This is a genomic window from Xenorhabdus hominickii (assembly GCF_002632725.1).
In the GTDB taxonomy this organism is placed as follows: domain Bacteria; phylum Pseudomonadota; class Gammaproteobacteria; order Enterobacterales; family Enterobacteriaceae; genus Xenorhabdus; species Xenorhabdus hominickii.
This window is the reverse complement of the sequence record NZ_NJAI01000003.1, coordinates 94,427-119,589: the sequence shown is the minus strand read 5'-3', so window position 1 is coordinate 119,589 and position 25,163 is coordinate 94,427. Positions and strand designations below refer to the sequence as shown.

Here is a 25,163-nt window from a genome sequence, read left to right as displayed (position 1 = left end):
AAGGTCGCCTAATTGACAGGGAAGAAACAATAAGGCAATTACAGCTGAAAAAATGTAAAGCTAAATAAATTTAATTACTCCAAGAGATTAACATGAAAAAATTAGAAAAAGCGTTAAGTGAACTAGTTAATATTCACAAAAATTTTACTCTTCAGGGTAAATTCGAAGAAAGTTATGATACCAATCAAACATGGCCTGATTATATTAAAATATCTAAAGAAATTTCATTCTTATTTGAAAATTTTTTTCCTATAGATATAGAAATCGAAACTGGATTTGCTCCAATCAAGCTTTTTAATTTTGATGAGATTGAGGAAGCTCAATATGGATATTGCTGGATAAAAAACTCAGATAAGATAACAAAAAATCCTAATTGGCCAGATAATAATTTGGTATTCATGGATGATATTGGTGGGGGAAAACCAATCATTGCCTTATTAGATACTCAAGATACTCCTGTTTACGCTAACTATGATTCTGGAAGACCATTTAAAATATCTGATTCGTTGGCCGATTTTTTCTTATCTCTATCAAAACTAATTGAAATAGTGTATGGTGAATTTGACATTTTTGAAATTTGTGATGAAGATGATGAACTGAAAACAGAGTTTATTGAAATGATTACCAAGGAAATTGAACCATTAATAGGTTCAGACAATTTTGTAAATTTCTTTGACTATTTTTATGGATAATAAATTCAATTCCGTATAATAACTTCATAAAAAAACCGGCAAGATCCGCTGTTCTTCCGGTTTTTAATCATCATCCTAATTTATAATCCCCATCAGTTCCTATTCAGCAGAATACCTCCATTACCAAAGGTAAAAGGTGTTGAAAAATAAAATTATTCAGTAAATTATTGCAAAAAATGGTTGCTATACTGCATAACGGATAATATAGGGAGAGTTCTGGAAATACATATAAAGGCGATAAATAGGTGACATATGATTGATGTAAAAAAAGAATTTGTGATTGAACCAATGAATTTTCTTTTATCTGAAAAATTACTTTTTGGAACTCCCTGTGCTCAGCTTGAATCTTATTTAGAAATTAGTGATCTTGAATTAGCATTAACTCTAGCTTTTGAGCAAATATTACCTAATGGATATGTTGTATGGTCAGATATTATTGATAATTCAATTGGAAAATTCAGATTAAGTAATGAGTATGATGATGCTGATGAATATTTAAATGATATAGAGGAAGTTTTTTCTACTCACCAAAGCAAAATATCAATTTATTATAGAAAGAAAAAAGTAAAGAAAGAGAATTCAGATTATGATGACTTTTATTTTGAGGTCTTAGATGAGATCTATTACCAACTAAAAATGCTGTCTATCCAAAGATATATACTGGGGGAACAAAAGGAATCAATCTTAGAAAAGATATTCGAAATATATAAAGAAGGTCTTTATCCATGTGGAATGTCTAAAGATAAAAAAATGGCTGTTTTTAATCCTATAATATTAAAAAGTAGTTGATATAGAAAATATGTAAAAGAAAAAGACAAAAAATCCTTGCAATATTCCATTTTTCTTACTCGGAAAATGTTCAAATTATGTTAGCTCTATGGTGGCCGCTGTCATATAATAAGTTCATGACCTATTTTTATAACCACAATCATACATTATGAAAAGGACGACAATACATGATAAACCCAATGCAAAACGCAATAACTTTTCCGGAAGGATGGTTTCTTTTCATTAATGGTGAGATCCCCTTCTATTGCGATCATGGATGCACTGTCACCGATTTTTCGGAGGCAGGAAACCTAATCGGTTATAACAAAAAAAACGGGATCTACTTCAAATTTGCCTATGAATCCTCTGAAATCAGCGGGTATGAACCTCCGCCGGGAACCTATGTTCTGACCATCAGAAAATACAATTACACCTACAATGCCGGTTATTATGGCCGCTGTGTTTATGCAGAAGTCAAGCAAACCCAATGTCCGGACGAATTTAAAAATATCATGACGGATATGCTAAAAATGTCGGCGGAACAATCTACGTTTGAAGAAGTCAAACGGCCGAAACCACAGGGAAAATGCACACCTCAGTTACAGCAATGTATTCATGATTTTTTTACTGGTGTCAAGAAAGATCGCACGGATGAAATCATGGCCTTAATCAGGTCTCCCATGGATAAAGACGAAGAGGACGATATTCGTTATCTTCGTGAACTGTACGATGGAGACGATGAAAGCCTCTATCAGAGAGATGATTTAGTTAAAAGTGAAATACATAAAAAAGTCATCTCAGAGATCCACCGCTATTTTGACTCACTCGATAAGACAAGAAAACTGGAAAATGGCCGGGATCTTTTTTCCTTTCTTTTCAGCTCAAAAAAATATGATATCAGTATCATTGTGCCTAAAAATGTGAGTTTATGTGATGTGTTTATGAACATGAGCCATCTTTAGGATGAAAAAATCATGTGATAAAGCATTTACCTTCCAGTGTGGCCTGTATCCATAGAAAGAGCAGACTATGTTACCCACGTTTATACAGGATGGTCGGGATCAACCTGTAACCCCCGAGCTACATCCATCTTTCTTGCGACTAAAACTGCCGCTTCCAGTTCACTACATTGATATGTCTGCATTAACGCTCTTCGCTCAGACTTTTCTTCTTTTTCCGTCATGCCCAGTGCCAGATACAGGCTCGGTGGCACAACCCGGAATAACGCTTCTATTTTTTTCGCCAGCACCACGCCTTCGGTATAACAACGCGGGAGTTTACTGGCAGAAAGCAGTACGGCTTTTTGTTCTTCATTGAGTTTTTTGAAGCGGGCGATTTGCTCCACTTCATCCGGGGGCATGGTGAGACATAACCACCATTCCGCCATGTTCAGCATTTTTTCAGCCGTGTCGGGATAGTCAGCGAGGTTTTGCGTGGCCAGCCACAACCAGGCACCCAGCTTACGCCACATTTTCACGACCTTAGTCATATAGGGGGACAACAGCGGGTTGGTGGTGGTGATATGGCCTTCGTCTATCACCAGTTGCAGTTCCCTGTCCTGATACTGATCGCGTTCGGCGAGGTTATTGACGGTGTTAATCAGTGACACCATCGCCAGTGCCATCTGTGCCGAGTAGTTTTCCCGTGCCAGTGTACCCAAATCAATTAACGTCACATCCACTTCCGGCCACGGGCTACCGGATTGGTTAAACAGCTCGCCTTCAAATCCCTGCGTAAACATCGACATGGCTCCGGCCATTTCATCGGCCCGTGCCCGACGGTGTGCCGTGATTAAGGGCTGACCGTGTTCATCCTGCCGATGATTACGGGCGATGGCATAAAGTGCATCCTGTAAGTCTGAGGCCACCATTTGACGCCCTGCCTCATAGCTGGTGTGTGCGGCCAGCATAATCGCTTCACGGATCAAACCGCGATCCGAACGGGTCAGGCGTTCTTCTTCTTTTTTCTCACCGCCGGTGATCATCAGCCGGGCCGCAATTTCCATCTCACCCAGAATATCGCGCTGTTCATCGCCCTCTTCCTGTCCTTCCTCCGTGTCCGGAATATCGGCTTCATTAATCCGTAATTGTTTTGGACTGAGTTGCAGCAACTGATGCGCATCGGCAAACAACGCCAGACTGACACCACAACCCGGTTTAATACCGATTTTATTCACCGTCAGCCCTAGACTGGCGTAATAGTCTGCCAACAATCCAAAACTGTTCCCCGCTTCGACAATAAACAGACGCGGACGGTGGATCGCCATCAGTTGTACCAGCGAAGCACACAACGTGGCGGATTTCCCTGCCCCAGTCGGGCCAAACAGCAATAAGTGCGCGTTTTGGGTGCGATCCTGTTTGTTCATTGGATCAAAGGTCAGCGGTGCTCCACCCCGGTTAAAGAAACTGAAGCCCGGATGCCCGGTGCCGGTTGAGCGTCCGGTGACAGGCATAAGTCCTCCCAGATGCTGGACCCACGTCAGACGGCTGTACCAGTGTTTTTTATCTTTCTGCGGGTTAAAGCCCATCGGCAACGCCCGTAAATAAGCATTCAGCGGGGACACACTGAATTCAGGTCGCACGGGCTGTAATCCGGCGCTCAGTAATGTGGAAGATAACTGATGCACCCGCTGGTTCAGATTATCTAAATCCTGACCGCGCACCAGAAAGGTCAGTGCACTGCGGTACAGTTTATGGCGTCGCCCCAGTAATTCCTTCACGGCCTGTACATCCTGCCGGACGCGCAGTGATTCGGTATTTTCCCCTACGGCATTTTTTGCCAGTCGGGTGAAGCTTTCTTCCAGTGTATCCTGTGCCTGCGCCACAATGGTCAGCGTGACCACAGTGCCTTCCGGCATCATATCCATCAGCGCATTGATATTGTCTCCCCGTTTCACTTCCCCTGTCAGGGTGCCCGGCTCGGGCGGACGCCGCAGGCGCTCAACCGGCACTGCTTTATGCGGCAGGCCGTCAAACCACCAGACACCGTTATCGGGATCAGACACCGGCGGGGTAAACCATAGACTTTCGGCAAAGTCATTATTCACCGGGAGATCGGACTGTGCGGATGACTCATAACGCACCGCACGATAAAAATCGGCTTTGGTCATGCCCCAGTCCGGGGCCGGATTAAAATGGCGCAGCAGCCAGTGGTGAATTTGACTACCATTTTGTCGGGTCGCCACAATACCGGCAGATGCCAGTGAGGAGACCAGTCGTTCACAGACCTGATTGAGTGCTGCCACCGACGATACCGTTTGAGGGTGAGCCTTCGATTTATGCGCAGGCAACCAGCGGTAAACCACCATGCGCGTCTGGCGTTGCTGCCCCCGCCACGGTTGCCCGGTGATTAAGCTATCCTGAAATATCCCGTCAGGCTGCGCAATGTTGTTCAGGTGACGTGCTGATTCTGCCAGAAAAGCGTCAGTAAAGGCGGTACCCTGCGCCCACGGTTTCACATAGCCCCGTAACGTATTGAGGTAACCCGACGGGTCATCGTCATCCTGACAAAAAAACTGCACCACCCACGGGGACATATCGTCCTCATCCAGACTGTCCTGAATCGCATCTTCCAGTTGGTCACGGATTTCAAGCAACCGCTCGGCAGGGCGTCCTTCGGTGGCGATGGGTTCAATCTGATAGACGGCCCCCACGGACACACCATCATCCAGCAATAAACACTGCCCGTCTTCCAGATATTCCACCCAGGGCAGGTAGTCAATAATCGACGGATTCGCCCGGTAAATCGCGGCTTCATCCGTTTCGCGCAGTTTGCCGGGACGGTGCAATGCATTGGGGTTTTCCATTACGGTGCCTCCGTGCGTTCACCCGGCAGGGCATACTGCACCTGCTGATAAAACGGGAACACCGTGCTGTAGCCCGGTACCGGCGTCTTGCCTGCCACCAGATGCGGGTAGACATACATCACCATATCGGGATTGGGCAGGCGGGGAAACTGCTGGCTGATTTCATGCTCAGCCGAGCGGCTGTAATTGTCAGGCTCACTCAATGCCCGACTCCGTTCGGCCGGGTTTAACGCCCGGCGCAAAATTTGCCTTGCCTGTGCTACGCTCTGCCCCGCCTGATTTCCCTGCCACATGGCCAGCACCGTCTGTTCGCCGGCCGGAAGCAACATCTCTTTCGAGGCTGAACAGCCTGCCAGCAGCCCCGTCAGACCTAACACGATAGCATAGGTTATTTTTCGCATCCCTGAGCCTCCGGGCTACTAATAAGGGTAAACGTGGCAAATTCCGGGTGTACCGCCAGTTCCGATAAAGTAAACGGCAAGCGCTCCCAGTGTTCAGCCTCGCTGTTGCCTGCAAGCATTGATTGCCACTGAAATTCGGTCAGCCGAAAAACGGTAAAATCCCCGTCATTCAGCAATCGGCTCTCATTGCCGCTAAAGAGATATAATTGACTGCCCTGGGTACGCCCGGGTCGCCAGTCAAGCTGAACTGGTGTGGGTTCAGCCTGTGGAGTTATATGGGTTTGCAGACAATAAGGCTGGCTGGCACTAAACAGCCATGGAGAAGACGTCGTTTCCATTAATCTAAGGCTTCCTGATGATGACGTTGAACTGATTCACTAAAACCGTAACGCACCTTACGGCCTGTTGTTTCATAATCAATCGCCAGACTTTGTGTGATATGCACGACAACATGGGCACCGGGTGGGACGTAAATGGCATCGAAGGTCTGGCTGTAGCGTTGTTTGAACCATTCGCTCATCTCATTCATGCCCCCGGCCACTGCTTTGCCGAGTGTCGCCTGACCGGCATTGCCGGTTAATGCGGATGTGATGCCGCCGGTACCGTTGGTTTGGGCGGTTTGCTGGCTCTCGTTCAGGGCATTGCCGGCTGAATTCATGGCTGACAACGCAAACAATGTTGGTAAATAAGTACTGGCATTGGATTTACGCTCACCACTGATGCAGGGAATGCCGTTTTCATCAGACAACCAGCCGATACCCTGTTGATTCTGTCCGCTGCCCGGCAAAGTACGCACGGTACCATCCTGAAACACAAAGGTGATGGAATTGACCTGACCACGCACGCAGGACAACGTCCAGTCGCCACTGGTGGAACCGGACACCACCGCCCCTTCCACCTCCGGCAGTTCGATACCGTTAGCGGTCAGGTTATCTTTACCGATAAGAATTTTAAACGGATAGGGGTCAGTGACTGTGCCATTAACAGGAACGCGACCTAATAATGCGGTCATAGCCTGACTGCCCACCAGAGTGGCATTTTCCGGCAGGGTGTAGACCGGTTTTTCGTTGTCGGCCTTAGCCGATGGAACTTGTGGATTATTTTTTACGGTGGTCGGTTGTTCGCTTAAAAAAGAGGTGGGAAACTGAGCCGCCGTTTTTCCATTGCCCATCGTTTGCCTATCGGGGATTTTTTCATCGGCCGGGGTAACCCAGATAAGGTCATCCTGTCCTCTGATAGTGCTGGCAGAATATGAACTCCCTGCCAGCCCGCTACCCAGGGGTATCTGATTATCCGGTGCCGACAACGGCGTTGAATTTAACCGTTCAGTGAGCAAATCAATCTGGGCCAGCAATCCCTGCTGTTCGTCCTGTAACGTGCGCTGACGCTGTTCATCGTCCTGCCGGATAGTCGCAACCGCAGCCTCTATCTGACCGGCAACATCCTGTTGCTGATTTTTTAACTGGTCATTTTCTTTTCTCATCGCGGCATTCTGCTGGTCTAAGCGTTTCTGCTCTGCCCGCACGGCATTGAGCGTCCCGACCAGCGTGTGCAGGGTATCTTCCGGTGTATCTCCACCCACCCCCAGCGCCTGTAACTCTTCCGGAGAGAGGGTCGCCAGAGCGTTATTCTGTGGTTTATCCGGCGCGCTATTCTCTGTTGAGCTGCAACTCCTGATACCAATAAACCCACCAATCACCAATACGGTCGGCACCAGTATTTTTACCAGACTGTTGGATTTAATCTGCATCGCGGCCTCCCGGTTTTACCAATACCGGTTCAGGAATGAGGGCGTTACCCGGCGCCCCTTGGGTAACAAGATAGAGTACCGTGGTATCTTCCGCCGTTCCGGCTTTTCCCAGCCAGCGATGCTGGAAGGTGGCAGTGACGAACTGTCCCTGTAAGGCGCGTGGGTCAAGCGAGATAATCCGTTTGGCGGTATTGCGTAGTTTCAGGGCCATCACGGTGTGATGATGCAGTCGCCAGCCGGCCAGCGGGGTCACTTCAACCGGCTCTGACGGGTAGAGGGTGGTGATGGAGGCAGCCAGATGCAGGTTCACCAGCTGAATGCCACTGACCGGCTCCACCGTACGCAGGGGCGCATACAGTTGCTGGGCCGCATAGCGGGTTAACAGCACGGGAGTAGGCGCAGACAATGATGGTTTGCTCTGTGAGTGCGATTTATCTTTTGAATCTATTGATTTTTCAGCCGGGTAAATAATACGCACGGGTTCGCTGACCTCGGTTTTGCCGGCGGTCACATCCAGTAAGATAATTTCGCCATTCTCACTGTCCTGCAATTGTAGTCGGGTTGACGGGAATGCACTGTTGGCTTTCAGATAAACCGCACCGCCCGTGCTCTGCACCCGCAATTTCTCACCCAGTGCCGGGGGCAGACCGACACGGACATTGCGGTCCGCAAAAATAATCCGCTCCTGCCCGACCTTAAGCGTAACCGGTAACGGGATCCGCTCCCATGTCAGCAGCTCATCGGCCTTTGTGCCAACGCTGAACAGCAGGAGGCTGAGCAGCACCAGCCAGACACTGCACCAGTCAAATACATCTCTTCTCATTGAAATACGCCTTTTTTCTCTTCCGCTGACGGTGGCAGAGCTTCCAGCCGCTGTGGCATCCCGTCGTAGCAATCCAGTGCCAGACCAAAAGGATTACGCTCCGCATCGCCTTCCCAGCGCACCACTTTCAGCGGATAGCGCACCAATGCCCGTTTGACCGGTTCGGCGTGATAATATTCATCCGCCACCAAATCCAGCCGTACCACCCAGTTATCGCGATCAAGCACCCTCACACTGCGGGTCTCATAGCCCCGGCCGGGCACTTCATACACCACCCGCACCCGATCGAGCAGTTCACCGCTGTCAGCCCGGATTCGGGCATCCGCACGCAGAAAATCCTGACACGCGGGGGTCAGATACGGCGATAAGGCTTCAATTTTGGCCGGATAATCCTGTGCCCCGTTCTTCGGCCAGGCATGCAGTTGCTGGAAAATATAAAAGGCAAAGCTGTAGACACTCGGTGCCGGCACTTCCCACCACGCCCGGGTGCTGCCACTGCGTAAATCCGGCGGGTTATGAATGGTGAGATTGCGCGGGGAAGCCATCCAGCCCAGCAGGCTCAGCAGCAGCACCCCCACCAGAATGCCGCACGCCACCCGCAGGGTCAGAATATGCTGGTCCCGGTTTCTGACCGCATGACGAAAGCGACTCATAACACGCCTCTCCCGTTGCAGTGCGCCTGCCTGCTGCGGCGTAATGACCAGCCCTGCGCCGCAATAATCAACGTTGGGTCACCCAGCCCTAATCGGCGTTTTTTCTCTTCCAGTTTCTGCCAGAGATAGTTTTCCGGCTTGCCCCGCTTCAGCTGAGCGAGCCAGCGCCCGCCAACGCTCATCAGTAACAACGGCATCATCAGCATGCCGGTCGGCAGCATCACCCAACCGGCAAACGGAATAAAGGGAAGGCTGACCACCAGACCGAGGGCCAGCCCTGCGATGGCTGCCAGCCCCATCTCCGGCGTGGTGAAGCCGCGAAATACGACGGGTTCGGCGTTTAAGCGATCGGGTAAAAAGGGGATCGTCTGCATCCGCGGCACCTTAAAAAATAATGTTGGCCGATTTTGCCAGCAACCAGATCACCGCAACCAGCAACACAATACCAACCACAATAATCGAGCCAAACTGGGTCCACGTGGCTTTGCCATCGCGCACTTCGGAGAAGGTTTCCACCGCAGCCGAGGCCACTTTAAAGAACGCCACTGCGGAGAGGATAAGCCCGCCAATCACAATGCCATCCTGCGCATACCCTTTTACCTGCCCCATTAATCCGCCACGGCCCCCACTTGTGGGCGGTTCAATCGAAGGCAAATCGGCCCAGGCCGATTCACAGGAAAAACCCAGCAGCAACAGAAAAGTGCTGACCCGGGTCATCAGGTTTGTGCTGAACTGACGGCAAGTGGTAAAAATTCGTTTCATAGTGATTCAGTTCCTTTTTGTTATGTTCATTGACTCAACTGGCAAACATCCAGACCGCCACGACCAGCAATACTGCGGTTCGAAGAGCAAACTGACTGAGGGTCTGATTACGCACTTTTTCATTCGCCCAGCCGTTCCAGACCTCCACCGCCGCCCAGGCCGCCCACAAAAACAACGTGGCCAGAAAAAAGCCGACACACACCAGAGACAGAAAATAAATATCAAAGTGTCCTGAAGCCGCTTCAAAGGCATGGCGCTGGGCAGGGGTCATTGCGGATGTTCCTGGCGGTAATCGCCGGAGAGGGGGACGGGAACACGGGGCTGATCGCGGGAAGGACTCAGGTAGCGGTCGATACCGGCTTTGAGGGTATGGAGGTCGGCCCTGATGCGTGAATAATCAAAGTTATAACGAGGATGTTCTGACATGTCAGACTGCTTTTCGGCGATGTTTGCGCGTTCCAGTGCCATCTGAACCTGATCAATCAGACGTTTGGCACTGGCCAGCTCATCTTTCTCAGCCGCATAAGCCAGTGGCATACACAATACAGTCAATCCCAGCAAACAGACAGAACCGGATATCGAAAAGCAACAACGCATAAAGACTCACCTCATCATAGACTCCGAGTGCGAGGATGCGGTGTTTTCTAAATCAGATCAGCAATAAACTCTTTATTCTTGGGTGAGAATTAGGTAAGTGGCCTGACTAATTTATTGGGTTAATGGTTTCATTATGTAGGAATAGACATGCTGCGGATTAATTTGAACGTTTCATCTATACACTTTGGTTAAGTTGACAAGAATCACAGACCCGCCTTATCCCTTCTATGTTATTCTATTTACATAAATTTAAAGGAAAATGGATTGACAAGGCATATCCAGTATAATGAAAAATTCTTCGAAAGTTATCCTTACAGCATGGCAAGATTATCTAAAATGCAGTGGCGCAGAGAAGAGTAAAATATCGGCCAGTTTAGTGCATGAAGATCACCAGCTCGTACTCAATAAAGACAATTGTAAGGAGACGCCAAACGGCGTGCTCCTCCACATATCGCCTGAAATGTATGAAAACTGGCGCAGGCATTTTGTTAAATATGGCAACAAGGGTGAGATTACCCATATTGAGCCGGTCAACCTGCTATTTCCACTGTTGCGCTGTATCGAGTATGACCGTGATAAAGCTAACGTTAAGTACCTGCCATTATTTTCTTTCCCTCTGCCAAAATCGTTTTTTGAACAAAATAGCCATTCTCTATTGCTACCGGTTAAAGACGGACAGCAGGTCAGCGCGTTACCCTCTGCCTTCCGTGACATGTTTGGCATTCAACTGGCTGAGTTGGGTGAAAATCGCCATATGATGAGTCTGGTCAGCGCTCTGACTGGTTGTAAATATGACACCTTCCTTGAAGCGTTTGAGGCACTTCAATGCTGGGTCACCACGCAGCCTGACGGTAAAAATAGAGAACTGGAAACCGCATTCAACGCCCTCGTGGCTCCGCTACATAATGAAGATTACAACCTGAAACGTGATATCGAAGATTTCAGTTGGTTATGTGGCAATACCAACGATGCGTTTCCTCTGCTGGAACAATACCTCAATCATGCTCACAGTGAGGAAGAACCTCCAGAGCAATATGAGCGAGTAACCGGAGGATTGTTTGAAACACACTATCCGCTTGGGCATGGGCAGATGGAAGCAATACAAGCGATTAATCAGGATGAGCCCCTGATTGCCGTACAGGGTGCCCCGGGAACAGGCAAAACTACACTGTTTAAATCGCTGATTGCCCAGCAACTGGTCGCCCGGGCATTACTCATTGCTGACGGCAATGACCGCAATTTAGGTATGCTGGTGACATCTACCGCAATAAAAGCGGTGGAAAATATTATTGATGATCTTCGTAATGACCCGCTGACTCAACAGCTTGACTGGCTCTGGTTTCACGGTGGCTCTAAGAAGAAGATACAAAATGAGCTTGTACGGCTAGAGAAACTCATTAGCCGCTGGCGACAAGAACGTTATGAGGAACACATTCAGCGTGACTATTTAGCGATTTTGCATCGGCATTACAATGAGCTGAATATTTGCTATCAGACATACTTGAATGATAAAGCCGCCGCTCTACAATCTGTTACCGACTGCAAGCTGGATACAACAAGCGTACAGGAGCTTCCCCGACGTTTCGCGGAAAAACTCACTGCATTTGCTGCTCATGCACAACATCAGGGTATTGATGCTTCGTTTAGTCATCCTGACGATCTTAATGATTTTTCCTGTCAGCTAGTCCAACGTCTTCAGGTATTACGCCAGAAAAAGGCATTATATCAGCAGGCAGGAAAAGTTTATCAAATCCTGCAAGCGACTTGGCCTCAACCCTATAACGTAAAACAAATTCTCCGCTGGATGGATTCACCACTGCGTCCAGCGCTTGAGCTACATTACCGTGACTATCCACGCACAGGTATCTGGCGGCATCTCACTCGTCTGTTTGAAGGAAAATACCGGGCACGATTACAGCAAATGTATACTGCCGCTTCAGAGGATTTTCAATATTTCAATCTGACTGAACTTTCCCATCAACAGTTAGCCGCATTGGCAGATGCGAGCGAATCTCTGTCGCAACAGATAGAAAATCTCCGGCTTCTGAAACTGCTCCTACAACCTGAGCCTGATGTGCAGCAAGAAGATAATTTGCTCAGCCTGAGTGTCGAAGTGGCAGATTTGCAGACTCAATGGAATAAAGTCGTATATGCGCAACAAATGGTGACTCAGTATCAGCAGCGTTATCCTGAAGGTAACTGGAATGACATACTGCGCAAACGCTTTGTGCGTCAGCATCGGGAAATGTTTGAAGCGGCTATTGGCTATCTTTGGCAGGAACAATTAAAACGGAAAACCGAACTGGAAGAGGTGCTAACACTCTGGCAGACTATGTTCAGTAAACGCTATCCCCCAGGCTTTCTTCGCTGGTTGGATAAGTTGGATGAATTCTACTGTGCATTGTCGCTGGTATATCCGGTAATGGCGACGACACTGGTATCCGCCAGGAAGATGGCCGGATATTGTAAGCTTAGTGACCTAAAGGGCCATAAACCTTGGCATCTGGCACTTTGCGATGAGGCAGGCATGGTTTCAGTTGAGTCGCTGGTCCCACTATTAAGCCGCAGTGAGAAAGCTATGATTGTCGGCGATCCGTTGCAGATTGAACCGATCCGTAATCTCTCTGAAAATCTGAAGACACAACTGCGTGAACGTCACTTTACAGATAACAACACGCTGTATGAGCGGGTTTCGCCGGCAACCGTCACAGGCTGGCATCGAGCCGCTGGCTCTCTTTCAGGCCGGGTAAATGATATCGGCCGCGGTATTATTCTTGATGAACACCGTCGATGTCAGAAACCGATTGCTGACCTCTTTATCCGGCTGGCAGGTTACCGTGGTGTCACGGTGGAAACTACACCGCCCTCTGAACGTATCAATAGCGCCTTTGAAAAATCAGGCGGTCACCATTTAATGTTCTATAGCATAGAAGGTCAGAAAGGCAATCTCGTTAATACTAACATTGATGAGGTTAACGCTATTGAAGAGTTATTGGATAAGCTGGAAGAGTCGGGTTATGATCTGACCGCAGATATCGGTATTGTCACGCCTTATACAAATCAAAAGTCATTGCTGATTAAGCGCCTCGCTCAACGTATGAATCACGAACAGAAGAACTGTATCGGTACCGTGCATCAGTTCCAGGGTGTCGGATTTGAGGTTATTATTTACAGTCCGGTGATTTTTCATCCTCTTGACACCTCGGGTTTTCAAAATGATGCACCTAATATGCTCAACGTCGCGGTCTCACGTGCCAAACAGCAATTTATCGTTGTCGGCAATTATCGCCGTCTGCGACAAGCGGGTGGATATCTCAAGGTGCTTGCCGATAGCGTTGCGGAAGATTTTCTTCTTGAGCAAGGAAGTCAGCCTCCTCAATTTACAACCCTGAGCAAAACACCATGCTTACAGCGTTATTATCGTGACTGTGAACATATTACCGCATTCAGTGCGCTGGCTGCACGGAGTGAAAAGGAAATGATTGTGATCGCACCGTGGATAAGACGAAGCGGTAAAGAATATCAGAGACCTGAATTGGCACAGCTTGTAGCAACACAGCAACGGGGTGTTAAAGTAAAAGTTTATTATGGTTATTATCATCAACGTTTTGAGCAAGCTGATGATAATGATGCGTCTTTGGTTGCCGAGTACCGTGACAAGCTTGGAAAAGAGAATGTGATACGCCTGATAGAAGGTACCCATGAAAAAGTGGTCATGATTGATGGTCGTTATATCGTTTTAGGTAGCTGGAATTGGCTATCTCATGGTTACCACTATAGCTGCCAGCGCAGTGAGAAGTTCAGTCATGCCATTCGTCATGAGATAAGTGCTGAACTTGATGATACTTCGTTGATTAAGGAAATGAGAGCTCGCCTGAGTCTGGAATAACTATCACAGACGCCATATTGTGTTCAGCATCTAAACTGGCAAAAAACAGCCTCAAAGACGGAGAGCAATCACTGACGCGCCGCCGTGCGGCTTGTCTGCTGACGATGGCCTATAAAACAAACAACCGTTTTGTAGGCCATCGTCCAGCAATTTAAAGGTATTTCTTAAACATCGATGTCGTGATCACCACCGCCATTCCCAGCAAGAGTGCCGCAGGCAACAATATCACCGTGGGATACACCACATCCGGCCAGGATAAATACAGTACACAGGGAATGGTGCAGGCGGGTTTAATCCCCCGTTTGGCATGATGATACACAAAACTCGATTCATAGCCTGCGCCGTACCGGCGTAAATCCCGCCGTCCCAGTCCGTCAACCAACGCGACCAACACCACCATCACAAACAGCGGAACAGACAGCGCCAGAATAGCCAACCTGATTAACGTGACCATCGTGATAAATACCGTCGCCAGCGCATATTCCCGCAAATAACCCGATATGCTATGTAATACTGTATTGAATTCACGCAGAAAGTCATTGCGGCTATTAAGCTGAGAGTGCGATTTCTCCTGTATCCAGTGCAGAAAACCACTGTCAACAAACAGCCATTGATACGCCTGCATCAACCACTCAGAGACCGTCTGTGAAGGTTCTGACAACAACAGACTCCGGGTAAATTCCGAGGATAAAAATTGCAGCTCGGTTTTCATCATCGTCTGGCTGTGAGCCGCGCCCTCGTCCGGCCAGAAAAAAATCATCCCAAGATATTCCAGTAACAGACTGAATAGCCAAGACATCACAACAAACCCGATAAGTTGCCACGGCCATTCCCATAACACACGATACAGCAACCCATGCTTACGGGATGGTTGGGAAGGCTGACGGGATGGGTTTTCTGACGGTGCCATGACGTGAAATTACCCCTTCTCTTCCCACCAGTTTTCACTGGTGCGGTAGTGCCGTCGCATCTGCTCGGCGATGTTCTGCAAACTCGCCGGCATCAGGGCATCATCGTCATCACCGGTGGGCAAAGGCATGCGAATTTTCCACAACTGCCCGCCCTCCAATAAGGCGAATGCCTGTCCTTTCGGCAGGTTAATCATCTCAGCCGGCGTCACCAGCGGTGTTTTGACCGTGCCGACCCTGTCCTGTGTAGACGAGGTAAAATCCTGTCCCTGTTCAACATCGGCAATATCCGAATGCCCTGAGACCAATGTCTTGCTGTAGATTTCCACTTCCGGCAGCTGGCTGGTGAGTAACTCGGCTGTCCGGTTATCCCGTACCCGCAGCATAATCAGGGTGTTGAAGTTACCAATCACCTGCGCGGTTTTGGCCGGGCTGCCGATACGGGCTTCAATATCCGAGGAGGTCTGGGTATAGGCGGTAACCTGCATACCGGCACCACCGCCCTTATTAATCAGCGGAATAAACTCATCCCCCATCAGTTCATTGAATTCGTCACAATGCAGGTTAATTGCCAGCTTCCCGTCCTGCCTAACCGGCAACCCCGCATTCATGCCATATTTATAGATTTGCCCGGCCACACTGACCAAATCCGCAAACATGCTGTTGCCCACTGCCGAAGCCACATCGCTGTCAGACAGTGCATCCAGCCCGATATAGACAATGCCATTCTTGCGGATCACCTGCTCCCAGTCGAAAATGGGGCGTAAATCGGCCATATTGAGATAATCCGGTGATAACAGTTCTGCGATTTTTCCCGTGGTCAGTTTTTCCAGTAGAGGCAGCAGGGACGCAACAATTTTATCAAAATAGGTACGGTCATAACGCACGGCAGAGCGTAACCCATCCAGAATAGGGTCATAGAGCTGTTTACCGGCCTCAGAACTGAGCGTCATTTCCATTGCCCAGAGCCGGAGCCCATCCGGCTGACCCTGCATATTGCGCGGAATATCTTTTTCTTTCAGCTTGCCGAGGGTTTGATTGATTTGTTCCAGCAGCACAGGCTGCCTGTCTACCATCACTTTAGTGGCATAGAGCTGATACAGTTCGCTGATATTATTGACGTAACGCGTGATAAGCGTGTAATCCGGCCGATGCCCCAGTGCCACCAACGCACGGGCGACAATATTGACAAACCGCCAGGCAAACTCCCGGAACGCGGCACTGTTGCCTTCGCCATTCAATTGCCCCGCCAGACGGGAAGCGACTTCGGAGACCCGGCCAAACCGCCCGACCGCATTATAACGGGCTGAAATCTCCGGCCAGCCCAGATGAAAGAGAGACAGTTCACTGCCACGCCCGGCCCTGTGCGCTTCTGCCCAGATGCGCCTTAATAAATCAGCATCCCCTTTGGGATCGAAGACAATCACCACCTCTCCCCGCCGGATATCCTGCGTTATCAGCAGTTCAGCCAGCCGGGTTTTTCCCACGCGAGTCGTGCCCATAACTAAGGTATGTCCGACCCGTTCACGCAGATCCATAAACACTTCCGCTTCCTGGGGTTCAATACCGTGGATCATGGAATTGCCCCCAACCGGAGGCAATGGTCGCACCGGATTAAAGGGCGAATCCCGGCGTAACAACGCAGATAACTGAGGCCAGCGGTATTCGGTTCGATGCTCCAGTAAACGGGTAAGCTGATAAACCTGAGAGGGTTGCACAAATCGTTCGACTTCCGGTCGTCGCGTATCCTGCAAACGCTGGGTATGCTTCTGCTGCCAGCGAAAACCCCGGCCCAGAAACAAGCGCTGATGACTGACGGGAATGTGTTTTGTGCTCATCTGGTAACGCGGTAAACGGCTCAGATTTCGGCGATAGCGGATAACCTGAATGCCCTGCCATGTGCGTATTATCGCTAATACAGTAAAACTCCCTGCCATCACATAGCTGACGGAGGGTGCCAGTGCAATCGCCCAGGGTGCCCGAATGCAGATAAATGCGGCCACCGCTGAAACCACAGCGGTATTCAGCTCGACAGCCGGACGCAGCAAGGCTTCAACCACATAACGACGGCTCATAGTGAGGGCTGCTGCGTAAGTGCATTTTCAGTGATCAACACCGGATAATGCTGTAACTGCAAACGACGCGCCAGCTCTGTGCCGGAAGCCGCTGACAAGTGTAAACTCGGAGCCAACGCACGCAGCGTCTGTAAGTCCGCCATTTCCCTGACATTGACGACCAACCCCACCGCATGCAATTTTGCCAATGTAGTAGCATGCTGGCTTAACCACTGGCGTGATTCAGGATCATCCCCAATCAGAAATAACGCCCCAATGCCGGGTAATTGCAATGGGCGGCTTATGACTGTTCCCGGAGTCAATTCCGGTGTGTTAACCGGTAACATGGCTGCTTCACCCAATTTTTCGGGTAAAGAAGAAGGTGGTAATGCAGAAACAGCATCCGGTTGAGCATGAATACCTTCATAAAAAGGCGAAGCATCTTTGCCGCCCAAATCGGCAATCACATTCAGTTCGGCCTGGCAGGGAGTCATCCATAACAGGCCGATAATGGGGAATACGCTCAACCGTTTCATTGTAATGACGTGACCTGCCATCCCTGCTCCCCCTGTCGTAATAATACCGGCATCAGTCCTTTACCAAACCGGAACCAGTATCCCGCATCATGATTCAGGGTGATTTGCCGGTTACGAACCTGTTCAACAGGAATATGATGCATTTTAGCCCACTGCCGTAAGGTGTCATCATTACGTTGGCTGTCGACCAGATAGATATCAACCGGCTGCTTTGCCGCCAGGACTTCAGCCAAACGGATGTCACATTGTGGGCAATCTTTGGCTCTGACAAACAATACCAGGCGACCGTTTGCTTCACGAGATTTTTCCATATTGACCGGCAAGACATCTGGAAACAACCGCTGCCAGGCCGCATTCACTTCCCGCTGGAAACGCAGCTCTTTTTCAGTGCGGGCAAACTCGGCCTTCACCCACTGTTCAGCATAACGACGGCGTTCGGCCTCGCTTTCGGCTTCAATACCTAATGCGGTCAACGGATCAAGTCCCTGCGATTGGATACCCCGCGGCCCGTTCATCAGGTGCTGATAACGCTGATATTCACCGGTACTTAGCTGCCACTGCTCAGCCTGACTTTTCAGGGATTGTGGCTGGCTTTCTGTCGTTCGTGTCTGCTGTGAAGCTAACGGTGTCGGTGTTACTGCCCAGACCGAACTGCTCAGCAGCCATACCAACACACCGAGCTGGTGTAATTTCATCAACGTCCGCCTCCCTGCTGCGGTTGTTTAGCCGGAACCGGTAACTGATAGCCCTGGCGTAAATGATGGCAAACTTTGCGCTGCACCTCATCCACCTCCAGTTGCCAGGCCGGGCCTGCCATCATCTGCAATGCTGTGCGTAACCGAATCGGACCCAACTGCGCGTGTACGGATGGCAGCGGTTGGCGATATAAAATATCATTCGTCTTGTCAGGCACACAGAGGGCGTAGCCGGATTGGCGCAATGCATAACGCATGGCATCAGCCACAGTGGGGCTCTGGGATGTGGGAAGCTGAATATCAATCAACTGGGAAAGTGGATCACGCTGCACTGCTGTCGGGTCGGTACTGACCAGCACATAGCGCCCGTAGCGGACGACTTCGGGTGTTTGCTGATAAATATCCGGTGAAACCGACTGCACATTTTGTGTCAGCGTCACGGAAGAAAAGCTATTTTGGGAAGGCTGAGGGAGCGGTTGTTTCACGGGAGTCGTGCATCCCGTCAGTATGACCGCGATTAAGCCGATTAACACCGTTATTTTCATGCCAAATAGGTTCCTGCTCAGTCGTAAAATAATCCTGACTATGCAAGGAACCCGGTAATGTATTCAATGAACAACTCAACTGTGTTTGCTGAAAATTAATATGCCGAAAAAACGTTATTGTGTGTCAATGTTAGTTTTTTTATCCGTGCGTTATTCAGCCGCTGCCTGATTTTCATCAACCGACTGACGGATTTTTCGTTCAATAAAATTGCCGTAGTCATCGAAATAACGGCTGGGCCAGATTTCAGCGGGTTCCATTCCCAAACGGGTCGCGATGATAAGTTCTCCTTTCGGCCACGAGCGGGATAAGGTATTTGCCAGAGTGGAAGAACTGAGTCCCGATTCACGGGATAAAGCAGCGAGTGTGGTACCACGTTTGCGTAATGCACAAATAACTTCGGCTGGGTGCCAGTCTTGTTGAGTGTTAATCATACCTGCTTCCCCTTCTGTTGATTATTGGTGGTGGTTCAGACAGGGTTTCCAATACCGGAGGTCAATCGATCCGGCGAGACGTGAGTCTCCCCTGCCTGAACCGCCATTGAAAGGGCGATAACAGGCACACTGGTAGAAACTACCTACCAGTGGATTGACCTTTCAGGGTTGGAAATCCCTGACTATCGGATTTTGCCGATAGCGTTTCTACTTTAACGAATTACGTTATCTAATTCAATAATCGAACGTGTAAGTTTAACAAGTAAATAAAATGACAGGGTTATACCTTCTGCTCAGATTTAAAGAACAAAAAACTGCCTATTTGCGCATTATCTAAAATAAGAGACTCAGCGTGGCAGGTGTACTTGCCCAAGCTAATATCCATCAGACCACCGTCAGAAAAGTGTATAATAAGGCACAATTGAGTCACATGATGCTGAAAAGGCAAAATTATGAAACCAATAACGAATAATGACCACTTAAGCAGAATTAAGATAACAGGCTACAAATCTATCGCAGAATGTGATTTACCAATGGGAAGCCTGAATGTCCTTATTGGGGCCAATGGCGCCGGAAAATCCAATTTCATCAGTTTCTTTCGTTTATCCTCCGTACTACTCGATCAGCGCTTACAATCCCTTGTTGGCAAAATGGGGGGACCCGACACGTTATTGCACTTTGGTCGTAAAAAAACCGAGTGTATGAGTGCCGCGCTTTCTTTTGGTCATAATGGTTATAAATTTGAGCTGGAACCCACTAATGATAACCGTATGATGTTCCGCCATGAATCACTCTTTGGCGACAGCAAGAGAGAGTATGATATTGGAGCCGGACATTTTGAATCTCAGGTCAATCAGCATCATGCGAATCTCGAAAATGACACCTTGCCGATCACACCTTGTTGGCGGGTATACCATTTTCATGACACGAGTGACAGTGCCAAAGTCAAACAAACCCACCGTATTAATGACAATGATTATCTGCGGGAAGATGGGGCTAATTTAGCGGCGTTTTTGTATCGCCTGCAAAAACACCATCAGCAGCATTACACCCGCATTATCAAAACCATCCAGATGGTTGCCCCTTTTTTTGGTGATTTTTACCTGCGGCCTACGCCGGATAATGCCGACTATATTCAACTTGAATGGACAGAAAAAGAGCAGGATATTCCTTTTAAAGCCAGTGAATTATCTGATGGTACACTGCGTTTTATTTTATTAACAACGGTGCTGTTACAACCCGAAGACTACATGCCCTACTCGATTATTATTGATGAACCTGAGCTCGGACTCCATCCTTATGCAATCAATGTACTGGCTGGTCTGATTAAAAATGCCAGTAATCAACACCAACTGATTATTTCTACTCAGTCGGTTGAGTTGGTTAATCAGTTTAATGCTGATGACCTGATTGTGGTCGACAAACAACAAGGCGCTTCCACTTTTAAGCGACTGGATAATGAAACGCTGTCCGAATGGCTTGAAGACTATAGCCTGGGTGAATTATGGAAGAAAAACTTACTCGGCGGGAGACCACAGCGATGATCCGTATTCATGTTTTTGTAGAAGGACAGACGGAAGAAACGTTCGTTCGGGATGTACTGGCGCCTTATTTCTTCGCACAACAGATCTATCTGACTCCCATATTAGCTCAGACAAGTTCCAGCCAGAAAGGTGGGATCACGAGTTATGGCAAAGTAAAACACCAAATTACCCGCTTATGCCGACAAGATCCCGGGGCATTCGTCACGACACTTATCGATTACTACGGTTTGCCTACCGATTTCCCTGACTATAATGCCCAACGGGATAATGCAGGCAACGAACGGGTCGTACAGTTGGAGCAGGCTTTTGCTCATGATATCGGACAGGCTAATTTTATTCCCAATCTGTTATTACATGAATTTGAAGCCTTACTGTTCTGCCAACCCGAAAAATTTGCTGACTGGCTTGATGACAATGCGCCGATTGCCGCACTACAGGCCATCAAAGATAAATTTGATACGCCTGAAGATATCAACAACAGCCCACAAACAGCGCCATCTAAACGCATTTTGGCCATCATTCCCAATTATCATAAAACCTTACATGGCCCATTGATTGTCGGTGATATTGGCTTAGATACCATTCGTTCCCAATGCCCACATTTCAGTCAGTGGCTAAATAAGCTGACCACACTGATCGCTCGTATGTAAATAAACCACATAGTGTTACTCAAAAATAAGAATAGGCCCTGTGATAACAGGGCAATAGGTTAAACCACTCAGAACGGGATCTCATCCCACTCCATTTCCTCCGTTTTTTCCGGCAACGTTGAAAGCTGTGCCATTTGTGTTGGCGCACTGTCCTTTTTAGTTGGCTGAGAGGGCTGGGGCTTCTGAACGGGTTTCGGTGCACTCTGCTGCTTAGCCACTGGCTTTGCCTCACCACGGCTGCCCAGCATCTGCATGGTGCCGTTCACATTGACTACCACTTCGGTTGAATAGCGATCCTGCCCTTGTTGGTCCTTCCACTTGCGAGTCTGCAACTGGCCTTCAATGTAGACCTGAGCCCCTTTTTGCAGATACTCCGCCGCAATTTCGGCTAATTTTCCGAAGATCACTACCCGGTGCCATTCGGTTTTCTCCCGGATGTCGCCGGTTTGTTTATCCCGCCAACTGTCTGAAGTCGCCAGTGACAGCGTTGTCACCGTGCCGCCCGTTGGCAGGTAACGGATTTCCGGTTCTTGTCCCAGATGACCCACTAAAATCACTTTGTTAATGCCGCGCGAAGACATGCTGATTTCCTCTCGGTTATGCTGACTGGCGTTGTGTCCAGCGCCCTTGTTGCAGCGCCAGCTCTGCCTGCTCACGGCTGGCAAAATATTCGGTTGATTCACGGGAGCACGGAACGCCCGCCTCCATGGTGCCGATATAAAATCCCGCACGGCTTTGTAACACAGCTAACGGTAACTGTTTATGGCAGTATTGCAGTGCCAGAACACCAATCGGGGCAATATTCATCTCTGCTTCCTGTTGTCTTTGAGAATAAAAGAACTGCCCTGAAATATCAGGGCAAGTCAGTGGGGTAAAAGGAATATCAGAATGAATTTTCTGCATATTCAGTTTGCGCAACGCCGTTCTGGGGAGGAGCCGAATCAGACTGTTCAGCCTGATAGACTTTGTCCTGACCGATTTTGATCCAGTCCACTTTAATCAGGCGGGCTTTCAGGCTGACACGCTGTTCGCCGGCATGATCACCGCGTTTCAGGGTGAAAATATCAGTGGACGGGTTACTTAATGTGAAGCCCAGCAACACTTTCTTATCCTCATCCACCGATTTCTGGCAACGACCGATCAGACTGGTCGCTTCCTTACCAACCACGGTGATATCAAAACGGACATAGACCGGGTTATCACCCGGGCCATTTAATGCATTGATCACACAGCTCAGGAACGTGCCGCTGGCGGTGCTGACATGGCGGATATTATTCAGATAACCCAGTCCTTTAATATTCAGGTTGAAATAGTCGTTTTTGGTTAAGGTTGTGGTGTTCTCAGACATACGATGTTCTCCATGGAAGTAAAAATACAATGTGACGGAGAAAACCCGACTCCCTGACGGGAATGGTTTTCCCCGCCGGGCGTCAGGCATAGACGTTGCTGACGTGCTGATAAAGAATATGAACCTTCATTGCCGTTGAACCGACAATATCTGCTTCCAAAGGGGGGCAGATGTACCGCGTTGAGGCACTCCCTTTCAGGCTACGGGAATTTTACAGCCACCCAAAGGCGATCGTTGCAGGCTCACCGATCATTTAAGAAACAGGGTGATTCTTAAAGCATCCCGTCCACACGTCAATCAACAACCAAATCGTCAGACTTTTTGATTTGCCCGCCTGACCTTGCGCGATTGGGTAACCGCTTTGTCATTCAGCATTCCTTTACAGCCCAGGTAGTTCACGCAGCCCCAGAACGGCGAGGTTTTTCCCTGCCGCTGCCGCATCCGGCTGCCACAGTTCGGGCAGTCCGGGGTTTTCGGTAACGTCAGATGTAGCGACTGGGCCTTGCCGCGTTCGACTAAATGCAACAGCCACTGCGCCTGTTTCTGCATAAAAACAGCCAACGACGTTTTACCCTGCGCAATATCCTCCAGCGACTGCTCCCATAACGCCGTCATGCCCGGACTGGTCAGGACCTCCGGCAACCCGGCAATCAGTTCGCGTGCCAGTGGTGTTGACTGAATCGCTTTCTTTTTCCGCTCAATCAGCCGGCGTTTAAACAAGGTGTCCAGAATGCCGGCACGGGTCGCCTCCGTGCCTAGTCCGGCATTCTCACGCAAGACCTGCTTTAATTGCGGATCACTGACCAGACTGGCCGCATTTTTCATCGCGGCAATCAGAGTACCTTCAGTAAATGGGGCCGGCGGTTTGGTGTGCAGCGGCTAAATGCTGGCTTCAATAATCTGGCAGAGCTCGCCCTGATGAAAGCACGGGAGCCGGGGATCAACGTCTGACTTTTCCTGATTTTCAGTAAACAGTGCTTTCCAGCCCGTGGTCACATTGACCCGCCCTTTCGCCCGGAAGCGTTGCCCGCCGATATCCAGTGTCACTTCAGTCACATCCGTTTCCTGCGGGGGCAGAAACTGAGCCAGATAATGCTGACGAATAAGCTGATAAACCTGTAACTCGTCGGTCGTTAACCGGGTGAGATCAAAAGCGTGACGGGTGGGGATAATGGCATGGTGGGCCGTGATTTTTTGTCATTCCAGACCCGGGAAACCTGTTGTTTGTCCAGTTGGTTGATAATATCAGCTATCGCCGGATCGGTTCGTGCCAGTGCGGTCAATACCACCGGAATATCTACCTGCATGGACACAGGCAGATACCCGCAATCCGTACGTGGATAGGTCGTGGCTTTATGGGTTTCATACAGGGACTGAGCAATCGTCAGCACCTGACTGGCGCCCATCCCCCAGAGACGGGATGCCGTCTGCTGCAACGTGCCCAAATCAAAGCAGAGAGGTGGCGGAGTTTTCTCCCGTTTTTTGCTGACGGTCATCACTGTAGCCTGTGTGGCCTGCTGACAACTCTGTTGCACGGCCTGTGCCACGGTCTCCCGGATACAGCGGTTTTCTTCATCGCCATCCTCGGCGGCAGGCAGCCATTTCGCCTGAAAGCGGATAGTGTCTTTTTCCAGTGTCGCCACCACCTGCCAGTAGGATTTCGGCACAAAATTCGCAATGTCCTTATCCCGGCTCACCACCAGTGCCAGTGTCGGGGTCTGAACCCGTCCGATGGATAAGACCTCCCCGAACCCCAGGGCCTGCGCTTTCAGGGTATACAAACGGGTCAGGTTGATGCCCGTTAACCAGTCGGCTCTCGCCCGCCCCAGCCCGGCCTGATAAAGTGCTTCCGTCTGTTCCCCCGGCAAAATGGCCGACAGTGCCTGCCGGATGCTGGTTTCATCCAGTGCCGACAGCCACAACCGCCGGACTGCACCCGTGAAATGGCAATATTCCAATAACTCACGGGCAATCATTTCCCCTTCCCGATCGGCATCGGTGGCAATAATCACCTCATCAGCCTGTTTTAACAGGTGTTCGATGACAGCAAACTGCCCCGCCGTGGCTTCCTTCACCGACCATTGCCATTGCACGGGCAGCACCGGCAATACCTCCATCCGCCACGGCGGGCCGAATTGTTCACCATACTGTTCAGGTGCCGCCACCTCCAGCAAATGCCCGATGGCCCAGGTGACAATGATACGGGCACTGAAGAGAAATCCCTGTCCGCGCTGTTTAACTCCCAGAACGCGGGCAATATCTTTCGCCTGAGAGGGCTTTTCACATAAATAAAGCTGCATCTTTTTCCCCT

The 25,163-nt window shown here is 49.3% G+C and carries 26 protein-coding genes and 1 pseudogene; 7 read left to right on the top strand and 20 right to left on the bottom strand.

Annotation, left to right across the window (positions count from 1 at the left end; all coding sequences use genetic code 11):
• The first annotated feature begins 92 nt into the window (after positions 1-92).
• From Xhom_RS45050 to Xhom_RS45060, 3 genes are all read left to right on the top strand, one after another.
• The gene (locus Xhom_RS45050) at positions 93-692 is read left to right on the top strand and encodes a hypothetical protein (RefSeq protein WP_069317007.1); all 600 of its coding nucleotides are present in this window, start codon (positions 93-95) and stop codon (positions 690-692) included.
• A 252-nt stretch (positions 693-944) separates the two neighbouring features.
• Positions 945-1,481 carry a hypothetical protein gene (locus tag Xhom_RS45055; RefSeq protein ID WP_069317008.1) on the top strand — a complete coding sequence of 179 codons (537 nt, stop codon included), beginning with the start codon at positions 945-947 and terminating at the stop codon, positions 1,479-1,481.
• Positions 1,482-1,648: 167 nt separating this feature from the next.
• Complete coding sequence (locus tag Xhom_RS45060; protein ID WP_069317009.1) at positions 1,649-2,422, top strand: hypothetical protein; 774 nt, start codon at positions 1,649-1,651, stop codon at positions 2,420-2,422.
• An 80-nt stretch (positions 2,423-2,502) separates the two neighbouring features.
• Here the strand turns inward: Xhom_RS45060 and Xhom_RS45065 are convergent, their stop codons facing one another.
• The 10 genes from Xhom_RS45065 to Xhom_RS45110 all read right to left on the bottom strand — a co-directional run bounded on the left by Xhom_RS45065 (position 2,503) and on the right by Xhom_RS45110 (position 10,251).
• Positions 2,503-5,265, bottom strand: coding sequence for a conjugative transfer ATPase (locus Xhom_RS45065; RefSeq protein WP_069317010.1), 2,763 nt, complete (start codon positions 5,263-5,265; stop codon positions 2,503-2,505).
• Positions 5,265-5,666 carry a TIGR03751 family conjugal transfer lipoprotein gene (locus Xhom_RS45070; protein WP_069317011.1) on the bottom strand — a complete coding sequence of 134 codons (402 nt, stop codon included), beginning with the start codon at positions 5,664-5,666 and terminating at the stop codon, positions 5,265-5,267. The genes Xhom_RS45065 and Xhom_RS45070 overlap by 1 nt, the downstream gene beginning before the upstream one ends.
• Positions 5,654-6,004, bottom strand: coding sequence for a hypothetical protein (locus tag Xhom_RS45075; RefSeq protein ID WP_069317012.1), 351 nt, complete (start codon positions 6,002-6,004; stop codon positions 5,654-5,656). The genes Xhom_RS45070 and Xhom_RS45075 overlap by 13 nt, the downstream gene beginning before the upstream one ends.
• On the bottom strand, positions 6,004-7,416 hold the full coding sequence (locus Xhom_RS45080; RefSeq protein WP_069317013.1) for a TIGR03752 family integrating conjugative element protein: 1,413 nt from the start codon (positions 7,414-7,416) through the stop codon (positions 6,004-6,006). Before Xhom_RS45080 ends, Xhom_RS45075 begins: the two co-directional genes overlap by 1 nt.
• A complete protein-coding gene (locus tag Xhom_RS45085; RefSeq protein ID WP_069317014.1) occupies positions 7,406-8,239 on the bottom strand; it encodes a TIGR03749 family integrating conjugative element protein in 834 nt (277 codons plus the stop codon). Before Xhom_RS45085 ends, Xhom_RS45080 begins: the two co-directional genes overlap by 11 nt.
• Positions 8,236-8,892, bottom strand: a complete 657-nt coding sequence (locus tag Xhom_RS45090; RefSeq protein ID WP_069317015.1) for a PFL_4703 family integrating conjugative element protein — start codon at positions 8,890-8,892, stop codon at positions 8,236-8,238. The genes Xhom_RS45085 and Xhom_RS45090 overlap by 4 nt, the downstream gene beginning before the upstream one ends.
• Positions 8,889-9,266 carry a TIGR03750 family conjugal transfer protein gene (locus tag Xhom_RS45095; protein ID WP_069317016.1) on the bottom strand — a complete coding sequence of 126 codons (378 nt, stop codon included), beginning with the start codon at positions 9,264-9,266 and terminating at the stop codon, positions 8,889-8,891. Before Xhom_RS45095 ends, Xhom_RS45090 begins: the two co-directional genes overlap by 4 nt.
• A 10-nt stretch (positions 9,267-9,276) precedes the next feature.
• Positions 9,277-9,609, bottom strand: a complete 333-nt coding sequence (locus tag Xhom_RS45100; protein ID WP_232326369.1) for a TIGR03745 family integrating conjugative element membrane protein — start codon at positions 9,607-9,609, stop codon at positions 9,277-9,279.
• 79 nt (positions 9,610-9,688) lie between these two features.
• Positions 9,689-9,925 carry a TIGR03758 family integrating conjugative element protein gene (locus Xhom_RS45105; RefSeq protein WP_069317018.1) on the bottom strand — a complete coding sequence of 79 codons (237 nt, stop codon included), beginning with the start codon at positions 9,923-9,925 and terminating at the stop codon, positions 9,689-9,691.
• A complete protein-coding gene (locus tag Xhom_RS45110) occupies positions 9,922-10,251 on the bottom strand; it encodes an integrative conjugative element protein, RAQPRD family (RefSeq protein WP_069317019.1) in 330 nt (109 codons plus the stop codon). The genes Xhom_RS45105 and Xhom_RS45110 overlap by 4 nt, the downstream gene beginning before the upstream one ends.
• Positions 10,252-10,537: 286 nt before the next feature.
• Between Xhom_RS45110 and Xhom_RS45115 the strand changes: the two genes are divergently transcribed.
• Both Xhom_RS45115 and Xhom_RS45120 read left to right on the top strand, forming a co-directional pair.
• Entirely contained in the window at positions 10,538-14,140 is a 3,603-nt protein-coding gene (locus Xhom_RS45115; protein ID WP_069317020.1) for an AAA domain-containing protein, read from the top strand.
• A 17-nt stretch (positions 14,141-14,157) separates the two neighbouring features.
• On the top strand, positions 14,158-14,295 hold the full coding sequence (locus Xhom_RS45120; protein ID WP_157104623.1) for a hypothetical protein: 138 nt from the start codon (positions 14,158-14,160) through the stop codon (positions 14,293-14,295).
• Here Xhom_RS45120 and Xhom_RS45125 read toward each other — a convergent pair.
• The 6 genes from Xhom_RS45125 to Xhom_RS45150 form a co-directional block, all read right to left on the bottom strand.
• Positions 14,292-15,050 carry a TIGR03747 family integrating conjugative element membrane protein gene (locus Xhom_RS45125; protein WP_069317021.1) on the bottom strand — a complete coding sequence of 253 codons (759 nt, stop codon included), beginning with the start codon at positions 15,048-15,050 and terminating at the stop codon, positions 14,292-14,294. The genes Xhom_RS45120 and Xhom_RS45125 overlap by 4 nt on opposite strands.
• A gap of 9 nt (positions 15,051-15,059) precedes the next feature.
• Positions 15,060-17,123, bottom strand: a complete 2,064-nt coding sequence (gene traD / locus Xhom_RS45130; protein ID WP_069317022.1) for a type IV conjugative transfer system coupling protein TraD — start codon at positions 17,121-17,123, stop codon at positions 15,060-15,062.
• Entirely contained in the window at positions 17,120-17,659 is a 540-nt protein-coding gene (locus Xhom_RS45135) for an integrating conjugative element protein (protein ID WP_069317023.1), read from the bottom strand. Before Xhom_RS45135 ends, traD begins: the two co-directional genes overlap by 4 nt.
• On the bottom strand, positions 17,635-18,333 hold the full coding sequence (locus tag Xhom_RS45140) for a TIGR03759 family integrating conjugative element protein (RefSeq protein ID WP_069317024.1): 699 nt from the start codon (positions 18,331-18,333) through the stop codon (positions 17,635-17,637). The genes Xhom_RS45135 and Xhom_RS45140 overlap by 25 nt, the downstream gene beginning before the upstream one ends.
• Positions 18,333-18,878: a PFGI-1 class ICE element type IV pilus protein PilL2 gene (pilL2, locus tag Xhom_RS45145; RefSeq protein ID WP_069317025.1), complete on the bottom strand. Its 546-nt coding sequence runs from the start codon at positions 18,876-18,878 to the stop codon at positions 18,333-18,335. Before pilL2 ends, Xhom_RS45140 begins: the two co-directional genes overlap by 1 nt.
• Before the next feature lie 150 nt (positions 18,879-19,028).
• Positions 19,029-19,310, bottom strand: a complete 282-nt coding sequence (locus tag Xhom_RS45150) for a helix-turn-helix domain-containing protein (RefSeq protein WP_069317026.1) — start codon at positions 19,308-19,310, stop codon at positions 19,029-19,031.
• A 452-nt stretch (positions 19,311-19,762) separates the two neighbouring features.
• On the opposite strand from Xhom_RS45150, the gene Xhom_RS45155 reads away from it, so the two are divergent.
• Complete coding sequence (locus Xhom_RS45155) at positions 19,763-20,854, top strand: AAA family ATPase (RefSeq protein ID WP_069317027.1); 1,092 nt, start codon at positions 19,763-19,765, stop codon at positions 20,852-20,854.
• Complete coding sequence (locus Xhom_RS45160) at positions 20,815-21,504, top strand: DUF4276 family protein (protein WP_232326116.1); 690 nt, start codon at positions 20,815-20,817, stop codon at positions 21,502-21,504. The genes Xhom_RS45155 and Xhom_RS45160 overlap by 40 nt, the downstream gene beginning before the upstream one ends.
• A 68-nt stretch (positions 21,505-21,572) precedes the next feature.
• Here Xhom_RS45160 and ssb read toward each other — a convergent pair whose 3' ends face one another.
• The 4 genes and pseudogenes from ssb to Xhom_RS45180 form a co-directional block, all read right to left on the bottom strand.
• Positions 21,573-22,085 (bottom strand): single-stranded DNA-binding protein, encoded by a 513-nt coding sequence (gene ssb / locus Xhom_RS45165; protein WP_069317029.1) that lies wholly within the window; start codon positions 22,083-22,085, stop codon positions 21,573-21,575.
• A 16-nt stretch (positions 22,086-22,101) separates the two neighbouring features.
• Complete coding sequence (locus Xhom_RS45170) at positions 22,102-22,407, bottom strand: hypothetical protein (RefSeq protein ID WP_418384607.1); 306 nt, start codon at positions 22,405-22,407, stop codon at positions 22,102-22,104.
• The gene (locus Xhom_RS45175) at positions 22,388-22,852 is read right to left on the bottom strand and encodes an STY4534 family ICE replication protein (RefSeq protein ID WP_069317030.1); all 465 of its coding nucleotides are present in this window, start codon (positions 22,850-22,852) and stop codon (positions 22,388-22,390) included. Before Xhom_RS45175 ends, Xhom_RS45170 begins: the two co-directional genes overlap by 20 nt.
• Before the next feature lie 312 nt (positions 22,853-23,164).
• Positions 23,165-25,152 (bottom strand): annotated as a pseudogene (locus Xhom_RS45180) (DNA topoisomerase III).
• Between the last annotated feature and the right edge of the window lie 11 nt (positions 25,153-25,163).

Coding starts and splice junctions, on each gene's coding strand:
- Xhom_RS45050 (WP_069317007.1), top strand. CDS start 93: ATGAAAAAATTAGAAAAAGCGTTAAGTGAACTAGTTAATATTCACAAA.
- Xhom_RS45055 (WP_069317008.1), top strand. CDS start 945: ATGATTGATGTAAAAAAAGAATTTGTGATTGAACCAATGAATTTTCTT.
- Xhom_RS45060 (WP_069317009.1), top strand. CDS start 1,649: ATGATAAACCCAATGCAAAACGCAATAACTTTTCCGGAAGGATGGTTT.
- Xhom_RS45065 (WP_069317010.1), bottom strand. CDS start 5,265: ATGGAAAACCCCAATGCATTGCACCGTCCCGGCAAACTGCGCGAAACG.
- Xhom_RS45070 (WP_069317011.1), bottom strand. CDS start 5,666: ATGCGAAAAATAACCTATGCTATCGTGTTAGGTCTGACGGGGCTGCTG.
- Xhom_RS45075 (WP_069317012.1), bottom strand. CDS start 6,004: ATGGAAACGACGTCTTCTCCATGGCTGTTTAGTGCCAGCCAGCCTTAT.
- Xhom_RS45080 (WP_069317013.1), bottom strand. CDS start 7,416: ATGCAGATTAAATCCAACAGTCTGGTAAAAATACTGGTGCCGACCGTA.
- Xhom_RS45085 (WP_069317014.1), bottom strand. CDS start 8,239: ATGAGAAGAGATGTATTTGACTGGTGCAGTGTCTGGCTGGTGCTGCTC.
- Xhom_RS45090 (WP_069317015.1), bottom strand. CDS start 8,892: ATGAGTCGCTTTCGTCATGCGGTCAGAAACCGGGACCAGCATATTCTG.
- Xhom_RS45095 (WP_069317016.1), bottom strand. CDS start 9,266: ATGCAGACGATCCCCTTTTTACCCGATCGCTTAAACGCCGAACCCGTC.
- Xhom_RS45100 (WP_232326369.1), bottom strand. CDS start 9,609: ATGACCCGGGTCAGCACTTTTCTGTTGCTGCTGGGTTTTTCCTGTGAA.
- Xhom_RS45105 (WP_069317018.1), bottom strand. CDS start 9,925: ATGACCCCTGCCCAGCGCCATGCCTTTGAAGCGGCTTCAGGACACTTT.
- Xhom_RS45110 (WP_069317019.1), bottom strand. CDS start 10,251: ATGCGTTGTTGCTTTTCGATATCCGGTTCTGTCTGTTTGCTGGGATTG.
- Xhom_RS45115 (WP_069317020.1), top strand. CDS start 10,538: ATGAAAAATTCTTCGAAAGTTATCCTTACAGCATGGCAAGATTATCTA.
- Xhom_RS45125 (WP_069317021.1), bottom strand. CDS start 15,050: ATGGCACCGTCAGAAAACCCATCCCGTCAGCCTTCCCAACCATCCCGT.
- traD (WP_069317022.1), bottom strand. CDS start 17,123: ATGAGCCGTCGTTATGTGGTTGAAGCCTTGCTGCGTCCGGCTGTCGAG.
- Xhom_RS45135 (WP_069317023.1), bottom strand. CDS start 17,659: ATGGCAGGTCACGTCATTACAATGAAACGGTTGAGCGTATTCCCCATT.
- Xhom_RS45140 (WP_069317024.1), bottom strand. CDS start 18,333: ATGAAATTACACCAGCTCGGTGTGTTGGTATGGCTGCTGAGCAGTTCG.
- pilL2 (WP_069317025.1), bottom strand. CDS start 18,878: ATGAAAATAACGGTGTTAATCGGCTTAATCGCGGTCATACTGACGGGA.
- Xhom_RS45150 (WP_069317026.1), bottom strand. CDS start 19,310: ATGATTAACACTCAACAAGACTGGCACCCAGCCGAAGTTATTTGTGCA.
- Xhom_RS45155 (WP_069317027.1), top strand. CDS start 19,763: ATGAAACCAATAACGAATAATGACCACTTAAGCAGAATTAAGATAACA.
- Xhom_RS45160 (WP_232326116.1), top strand. CDS start 20,815: ATGGAAGAAAAACTTACTCGGCGGGAGACCACAGCGATGATCCGTATT.
- ssb (WP_069317029.1), bottom strand. CDS start 22,085: ATGTCTTCGCGCGGCATTAACAAAGTGATTTTAGTGGGTCATCTGGGA.
- Xhom_RS45170 (WP_418384607.1), bottom strand. CDS start 22,407: ATGCAGAAAATTCATTCTGATATTCCTTTTACCCCACTGACTTGCCCT.
- Xhom_RS45175 (WP_069317030.1), bottom strand. CDS start 22,852: ATGTCTGAGAACACCACAACCTTAACCAAAAACGACTATTTCAACCTG.